An 8,483-nucleotide genomic window follows, 5' to 3' on the forward strand; every position below is an offset into this window, starting at 1 on the left:
ATGAGCCTGTTCGCACCACCCAGCCTCTTCGCACAGGTGGCGCTGGCCGCGCGTGCCGATGCCGACCTCCCCGACGGCGTGCACCTGCGCCTGCTGCCTTCGCCCTTGCTGGGCTTTCCGGTCGCGCCATTTGGCATTTGGCGCGTAACGCCAGATCTTGCCGAACCGGAGGTGCTGTGGCGCGACCGAGGCGGCAGGGTGCTGCCCGAGCCCTCGCTGGAGGCTGCAGGCGGCGTGCTCATCGCTGACATCGCGCGACCACAGCCCGAGAGCGATGTCGTGGACGTCGCGGTCGAGCTCTTGGTCGACGGCTTTGAGGGCCGCGTTGAGCTGATCGGCCGCGTGGGCCATCGGGTGCTCGCCACGCGTAGCCGCGCGCCGTTCATCGTCGGCGGCCCGCAGGTGGAGCGTGTTCGCATCATCGGCCGCGGCCGCGTGCTGGGCCTGCGTACCTGGCGCGTTGACGGTCAGCGCGTGATCGAGCCGCTCATCGGCCAGGAGCCGGTGGCGCTGCTGAGTCTGCCCATCGAAGGCGAATGGCCGTGGTATGCGCGAGGACTCGGCGAGGCCGAGGCTCTCAGGCGCGTGGAGGAGGGCGCGGCGCGGCGCTTGCAGGCTCCCGATCGTCCCGACGGTCCTCTTGATGCGCTGACGCCTGCTGACGATGTTGCCCGCGTGTCCGCTCACCTGGCTGCCATCATCCAGGAATGCAAGACGATGGTGGGCGACATCGAGACCGTGCCGCGCGCGCAGCGCCTGAAGCGCGACATCCCGAAGACCCCCGAGCTTGCGCGCCGCCAGATTGTGGACGTGGGCATTTCAGACGACCTGTTGCTGAAGGCGCAGGACCCCGGCATCGGACGCAGCCTGGGGCTCGTCGGCACGTTGCGCGAACACAGCGACGGCAGTCAGCCGCTGGCCTACGTGGCACTGGGCCTTTTTGTCTTGCGGCCCGCATCGCTGGCGCGCGACGGCCGCGATCTTGCCACCGCGCTCGGCCCGCGTCACCCGGCACTGGAGCGTATCGAGAGCGTGTTTTCCGAGCGCGTGGGCGCCGGGCGCATGCTGCAGGGTATCGGCAAACGCTACATGGACGCTCTCGCGGCTGCGGAGTTCGTGCTTCCGGCCGCGATGGACGCGCGTGGACTTCTTGCCGTGGCGGGCGCCGTGCCGCCGGCCGATCCGCCGAGCCTGTCGGCGCCAAGCCTGGGCGAGGCCAGCTGGCTCGAAGGACACGGCCAGCCCTCGACCACCTTTCGCCAGGAGTTCGTGTTCTCAGCGCCGCCGTTGGGCGCGCTGGCGGCGCTCGGGCGACGTGAAGGCGGCGGGTGGGTGACGCGTCACCAGGCCATCGATCTGGCGCCGCCCGCCAACCCTGACAAGCGCGCGGTGGCGCTGCTGCTGGGCACGACGCAGCCCAAGCCGCGGGGTCCAGGGCGCGTGGCGATGGCGGGCCTCTTCGAACGTCGCGGCCTGATCGCCGACGCGCCCATTGCCGACAGCGCGCCGCCTGTGCGCTACCGGGCGGCGCTGGCCGACTTCTTCGGGCGCTTCGGTGCAACCGCGGAGTTTGATGTGCCTGCGCCGCCGCGGCCGCGGCCACCCAAGCCCGCGCCACAAACGCGGCTCGTGCTCAATGGTCCCGAAGGTATGGGCGGGCCGCCTGCATCGCCCGGTCGCATCGAGGTGCGCGTGCAGGTGCCATCGGTGGCCGACCTTGCCGCGGGTTCGCTGCACATCGCGCGCCTGGAAGGAAGCATTGACGGGGTGCCGCTGCCGCCCCTAGCCATCGTGCCCGTCGCTGCGGATGAGACGCGCGTGCTCGTACAGCCCATCCCGTTGCCCGAGCTCACCGTCGGCAAGACGGGGAGCGCCTTGCTCGCATTTAGCTTCGTGGACAGCGCAGGCCAGGCGTCCGACGAGGTCACGCTGACGGTCTCCTATGTGGACCGTCGGCGCCCGGCGGTGGTCCCCACAGGCCTGGGCCTCTTGTGGACGAGCCGACCGGGGCCGACGCCAGAGGTGGAGGTGAAGCTCAGGTGGCCGGGCGAGGCGGGCACGCGCTATCGCGCCTACATCGCCGATGCGCAGAGCTTGGAGGTCACCGGGCCGACGCGCGCCGCCATTGCACTCACTGGCGGCCAGCGCGATCGCGTCGGAGCGCTCGGCGGCCGCGAGCGATTCCGCCTGCTTACCGAGCCGCCGCTGGAAACCGTAGACGGAGTGGTGACCCTGGACGAGCGCCTTCCTCGGTCATTGGCAAGCGTGCAGTTCCTGCGCATTGTTCCGGTCTCGGGTCAGGGCCGCGAAGCGGAGTTCGAGCGCTGCGGCGTCGTGCCGCTGGCCGTGCCGGGTGACCGAGCGCCGCCGCCACCGCGTGTGTCGGTGCAGGTCGATGCACGACACGGCAAGGCCACCGTGCGCGTGCAGGCTCTTGGCCTGGACCTGGTCGAGTTGCAGGCCAACGAGCCTGGGCTTTTCGACAACCCGCCCGATGCCACCGCCGCAGCGCCGGAGTTCCGCCTGCGAAGCGCCAGCGCCGAGGTACCCGACCCGGTCTACGCGCGGGAGATCGCGCGCGGCGCCCTGCGGCTCGAGCGCGACGGCGACACAGTGGCGTTCGTCGCCGAGGTGGAGGACCCGACGCCCTTGCCGCCTTTCGTGAGCCATACGTACTGGGCGGAGGTGCGCATGCCGAGCGAGCGCCGCCTCGCGCCGGGCATTGTCGAGATTGCGCCTGCGGGCGCGGTGCAGCCCGTCATCGACTCGCAGCGGCAAGACATGCCGCGCCCCTACAGCGGCGTCTCGGCGCCCGCGAGCGCGATGCATGTCCCGACGCTGCCGGTGCCACCTATCGAAGCGCCGGCCGCAGTTGTCGTCGACGCCGGTGCGGGCGTGACGTATGCCAGCCTGACTGCGAGCGCGACCCCGGCGGCCCTGTCACGGGCCATCGCGCCATACCGGCTGCGCATCTGGCAGCAGTGGGGCGATCAGGCAATCGGGCCCGCGGAGCCGGATGTCGAACTGGACAGTGCCCCCCTCCAGTGGCAGGGCGGCCCCGCGCCTGCAGGTGATCATCCTCTACCGCTGCGCCTGCATCTGATGATCATTGATCCGCTGGGGCGCGAGGGAGATGTGGTGACCGCCGAGGCGACTTGAAGTCGCGGTAAGAGCAACTTTCCTCGCGACGCGAGGTGACACGGAGAGTTCCATGAGATACATCGACTGCGCACTGAACGGCCCGGCCGGAAGCAACCTGTCCTACTTCTTCCTGGGTGACCAATACGTGGTGTTCGACTGGGCGAAGGACAAGGCGGTGATCGGCGCCAGGTCGATCGCACAAGAGTGGACGTTGCCATTCCTCGGGCCGATACAGGTGCAGGCGGCTTTGTCGGCGCATGAAGCGGGCGTTGCCACATCCGCAAAGTACTCGTACTTCTTCAAGGACCTGCAATACGCTCGCTATGAGTGGGCGAGTCCGCCGCCGCGCCCCAGTGGCGGCATCACTTCCATAAACGCGTGGCACATCCCCAGCCCACCGTTCAGCCGTGTCGACGCCGCCTTGAACGGTAAGGTCGGACGCAAAGGCAAGACCTACTTCTTTTACATGGGGGAGTTCGTCGAATACGACTGGGCGTCTGACACCTGCAGCGCAGCGGCTCCACTTACGAATCTTGTTCCCGGTCTATCGGCGCAGTTCGCCGGGGGATTCGATGCGGCCCTCAACGGCCAGGGGCTGTACGCTGACTACGCGTATCTGTTCAAGGACGGTGATTACCTCAAGCTGAAGTGGCCGGCCTCAGCGGGTGGTTTGATCACGGTCGTTGACCAACGTCCGATTGTCGGGAACTGGACAGGCGTGGTGGAGCTGCTCCTTGCGGGCCAAGCGAAGACGAAGGTGTTCGAGTGGCTCTGGTCAGTCATCCCGCAGGTCGTGGCCTACCGTGGTGCTGTCGCATTAGGACTGCCCTATCTCGACGCTCCATTAATGCAGAGTGCCTTGGTCACTCACTTTCGCTTGCTAGACCCTGAAGATCTCGTGCGGATTGATTTCATCCTCACCCGACTTCAGGCCATCGAGCAAAAGCTCCACAACGCACCGGACATCTATGCCTCTGCCACAGACGAGGAGCTCAAGCAGGCGGAGCGTGTCGTCTACAAAAGGGACGCCACTGACAAAATCATTCTCGATGCGAATGGCAAGAAGATGGAGGTTCTAGGGCCTGACGGACGGGTGCAACCCGACTGCGCGGCGTATACATCCTTTGGCGGTCGAACCGTGTTCACACGTGCTTACCCAACGAAGGGCGTGGCATGTCGCGTCGCTCAGATCATCCACGAGATGGGCCATTATCTGGACAATCAGGCGGACCAGTATCGCGACGTGCCGGAGTGGTATGTCTCGCTGCCAACAGGCACCTTACTCGGGATCCCGTTTCAGGACGACAGTAACATCATCTCTCGCTACGACGAGATGGATCAGGACGTGGCGATCCACAATCCGTCCAGCTATGCCGCCTTCCTTGCGCACGTCCGATATCGACAAGACGTCCGGTACGGAGAGCTCGTCCAGAACCCGGTCCCCGGCCTAGTGTTCTAGCGCGCCGACACCGCAGGTTGGGGAGACGCCGGAGTGGAGAGTAGGGCTTGATTCACGATAAGTCTGGGTGAATGTGGGCGATTGCGTCGATGTGCAATCTAGTTTTCGGTGTAGGCTTTGAGGTGGTTGATGATGCAAAAAAGCTTCGTCGGCAGCCATCGCGCTCAGCGCGGTTAAACCGTACACGGTTCGTGAGAGGAGGAGACCATGACCATGCCAAGTGAACGCACGCGAGCGCTGATCCAGACGCGGGACTTCCTGGTCGAGATTGCGCAAGATTCCGCGATGTCAGAGTCTTTTCGGCGTCAGGCCCGTAAGCTGTTACGGCACTACCCAACTTCAAATGAGATTCTGCGGGCTGGGCAGCTCGAAGAACGAAGAGTCGACCGACTGACCGAGCCATTCCTGAGCTCCAGTATTGATTAACCGGATAGGCACTCATCATCGGTCAAAGCCGCTGAACCTGAGCTATGGATAACTAAAGAGTCATGACGCCATCTCCTCAGCCATTTTGCGTTGTGGAATTGCACGGGTGCTCAATGGCCGTTCCGGTTAGAGAGGAGAGCTCATGTTCAATTGGATGGGAAATCATTGGGAGCAAGTGTTAATGAGCACTTCACCTGCAACTCAACGTCCGGCGAAAAAGAAAGCTATGCCCCGAGTGAAGGGGACCGCTGTCTTTTGGCGATTCAGCTCTTCTTAAAGAGTCGTAAGCGTCCAGCGAAGTCACCTATCCGATCACAGCGATAAGGGCGATGTTCTCCACCTAAAAATACTGACTACTTATGCGTTCAAGGTCATAGGCGATCTTCCCCCGCAGGAAATAGGCATTGAGCATGTGCTGAAAATCCTCAAGCCGATTTGGACAGAAAAGCCCGAAACCGCCAGTCGATTGCGAAACCGAATCGAATTGGTCCTCGATGCAGCAAAGGCTCGGGATCTCCGCGCTGGCGAAAATCCCGCTCGATGGCGAGGGCACTTGGACAAGCTTTTGCCTCCCCGCCAAAAAGTGCGTGCTGTGAAACATCACGCAGCCTTCCCATGGGGCGAACTTCCCGCATTTGTGGCGACTCTTGAAAAAGCACAAGATCTGAGCGCTAAAGCTCTGCGCTTCACTCTACTGACTGCCTGCCGAACCAGCGAAGTGCTCTCGTCCACATGGGCGGAGGTTGATCTCGTAGCTGGGGTATATACCATTCCAGCGTCGCGAATGAAAGCCAGGAAAGAGCACCGCGTTCCGCTGTCGAAAGCAGCATTGGATCTACTGACCGATCTTCCTCGAGTAGAAGGGAACAATCATCTATTTCCTGGCGCTCGAAAAGGGAAGCCGCTAAGCAATATGGCGATGTTGATGGTGTTGCGTTGAATGAAGCGTAACGATCTCACGACTCATGGATTCCGCTCGACTTTTCGGGATTGGGCGAGTGAGGTCACCCACTATCCTCGAGAGGTTTGCGAGCATGCACTTTCACATACAGTAGAGAATGCGGTCGAAGCTGCATATCGGCGTGGAGATCTCTTCGAGAAGCGGCGGTGTCTCATGGACGATTGGGCGAAATATGCCACGGTAGTCCAGGAAAGGTAGCCAGAAACCTTAGCCTATCGGGTTAATTGCGAACTCCAAAAAACATTTCAACAGGTCAACTCGGCGTCGGCGCCATCAGGCCGATTTCTGCCTTTGGCCAACTGCCGCTATTTCGGGGCGATCAGCCATTCAGGATAGCCCCGCTGGTTTGCCAACCCCGCCTGGCGGGGAAACCCGGTCCAGCAGCTGGCTTTCGTCCAGCGGGCATTAGTTCGCCGTTCTATCTCCCGTCAACCCGGCTGGCGGGCTACCACCGGTGGCATACCGGCCCGAGCCCGGTTGCGGTCGCGCACCCGTGGATTCGTAGGGGACCAAGGACATAGTGGCAATTTCCGATGAAAGGGCCAGCATTCGTTCAAATGAATGAGGCCAAGAATACGCGACCCACTAGTCTTAAGCGTCAAACTCCCACCGAAAATACAGGGTATCGGAAATGGCAACTATAAATGGTGATGGCGGCGCCAATATTTTGACCGGAACCTCGCTCAGCGACAGCCTCAACGGCCAGGGCGGCAACGACACGCTGAACGGTAACAACGGGAACGACACCCTGGACGGTGGAACCGGTAACGACCTGTTGAATGGTGGGCGCGGCAACGATAATTATCGTTATGGCGGCGGCTACGGCAACGATGTGATCGACAACAGTGGTGGTCTGGCCGCTGACCTCGACAGCATCCAGCTAGTCAATCTAAACGCTGGACAGATTCGCTTGAGCCGTGTGGGCAACGACCTGGTGCTGACCGTCCTCGCCAGCGGTGAAACCCTCACCGTCAGCCAGCATTTCCTCGATGCCGACCATGCCGTTGACCGTATTCAGTTCGCCGACGGCAGCCGCTGGGATAGCAGCGCCATCCTCAGCAACCTCTATTACCCGCCAGCCACCCCGACCGCAGGTGCCGACGTCATCAACGGCAACCCCGACGACGACGTGCTGCAAGGCCTGGGCGGCAATGACACGCTGTTCGGCAATGGCGGCAACGACCTGCTCGATGGCGGTAGCGGTGCGGACCGCCTGGAAGGTGGTCTGGGCAACGACACCTACCTGGTCGACAACCTCGGCGATGTCGTCGTGGAGGCGGCCAACAGTGGCGATGACACGGTACAAGCGAGCATCGACTACACCTTGGGCAGCAATGTCGAACGCCTGACCCTGCTGGGCGGTGCCAATCTCAATGGCACCGGCAACACCCTGGCCAACACCCTGATTGGCAATAGCGCAAGCAACCGGCTGGACGGCGGGGATGGCAATGACAACCTGCAAGGGGGGGCGGGTAACGACACGCTGCTGGGCGGCGCCGGTACCGACAGCCTGTCCGGGGGCGACGGCGACGATGTGCTCGATGGCGGTGCAGGCAATGACAGCATGGCCGGTGGTGCCGGCGATGACCTCTATCTGATCGCCCAGACTGGGGATAGCGTCAGCGAGGCGTCGGGTGAGGGGACCGATACGGTCCGCGCATCCATCGCCTACACCCTCGGCGCCAACCTGGAAAACCTCGAATTGACGGGTACCGCCAACCTGGCTGGCACCGGCAACGATCTCGACAACCGCCTGACTGGCAACAGTGGCGGCAACACCCTCAACGGTGGAGCCGGCAACGACTGGCTGGCGGGGCGCCAGGGCAGTGACACTTACCTTTATGGTCAGGGGTACGGCAACGACGTCATCGACAACAGCAGCGGCCTGGCCGCTGACCTCGACAGCATCCGGCTCGCAAATCTCAACGCCAGCCAGATCCGCTTGACCCGTGTGGGCAACGACCTGGTGCTGACCGTCCTCGCCAGTGGCGAGACCCTCACCGTCAGCCAGCATTTCCTCGATGCCGACCATGCCGTTGACCGTATTCAGTTCGCCGACGGCAGCCGCTGGGATAGCAACGCCATCCTCAGCAATCTCTATTACTCGCCAGCCACCCCGACCGCAGGTGCCGACGTCATCAACGGCAACCCCGACGACGACGTGCTGCAAGGCCTGGGCGGCAATGACACGCTGTTCGGCAATGGCGGCAACGACCTGCTCGATGGCGGTAGCGGTGCGGACCGCCTGGAAGGTGGTCTGGGCAATGACACCTACCTGGTCGACGACCTCGGCGATGTCGTCGTGGAGGCTGCCAACAGTGGCGATGACACGGTACAAGCGAGCATCGACTACACCCTGGGCAACAATGTCGAACGCCTGACCCTGCTGGGCGGTGCCAATCTCAATGGCACCGGCAACACCCTGGCCAACACCCTGATTGGCAATAGCGCAAGCAACCGGCTGGACGGCGGGGATGGCAATGACAACCTGCAAGG

Annotated in this window: 5 protein-coding genes and 1 pseudogene; all 6 read left to right on the forward strand. The window is 63.1% G+C overall.

Going from position 1 to position 8,483, the window contains the following annotated elements:
- A complete protein-coding gene (locus CGA21_RS28690) occupies positions 1–3,159 on the forward strand; it encodes a hypothetical protein (RefSeq protein ID WP_188265595.1) in 3,159 nt (1,052 codons plus the stop codon).
- A gap of 52 nt (positions 3,160–3,211) precedes the next feature.
- Positions 3,212–4,600 (forward strand): hypothetical protein, encoded by a 1,389-nt coding sequence (locus tag CGA21_RS28695; RefSeq protein ID WP_188265596.1) that lies wholly within the window; start codon positions 3,212–3,214, stop codon positions 4,598–4,600.
- Positions 4,601–4,807: 207 nt separating this feature from the next.
- Positions 4,808–5,026, forward strand: a complete 219-nt coding sequence (locus CGA21_RS28700) for a BPSL0761 family protein (protein ID WP_188265597.1) — start codon at positions 4,808–4,810, stop codon at positions 5,024–5,026.
- Positions 5,027–5,375: 349 nt separating this feature from the next.
- Positions 5,376–5,567 (forward strand): annotated as a pseudogene (locus tag CGA21_RS30540) (phage integrase central domain-containing protein); the annotation flags it as partial.
- Positions 5,568–5,579: 12 nt separating this feature from the next.
- Positions 5,580–5,966 (forward strand): tyrosine-type recombinase/integrase, encoded by a 387-nt coding sequence (locus CGA21_RS30070; protein ID WP_223194295.1) that lies wholly within the window; start codon positions 5,580–5,582, stop codon positions 5,964–5,966.
- A 652-nt stretch (positions 5,967–6,618) separates the two neighbouring features.
- A partial coding sequence (locus CGA21_RS28710; protein ID WP_317451704.1) for a calcium-binding protein occupies positions 6,619–8,483 on the forward strand: 1,865 nt, incomplete at its 3' end.

The sequence above is a fragment of the Pseudomonas sp. PSB11 genome (assembly GCF_014596605.1).
In the GTDB taxonomy this organism is placed as follows: Bacteria; Pseudomonadota; Gammaproteobacteria; order Pseudomonadales; family Pseudomonadaceae; genus Aquipseudomonas; species Aquipseudomonas umsongensis.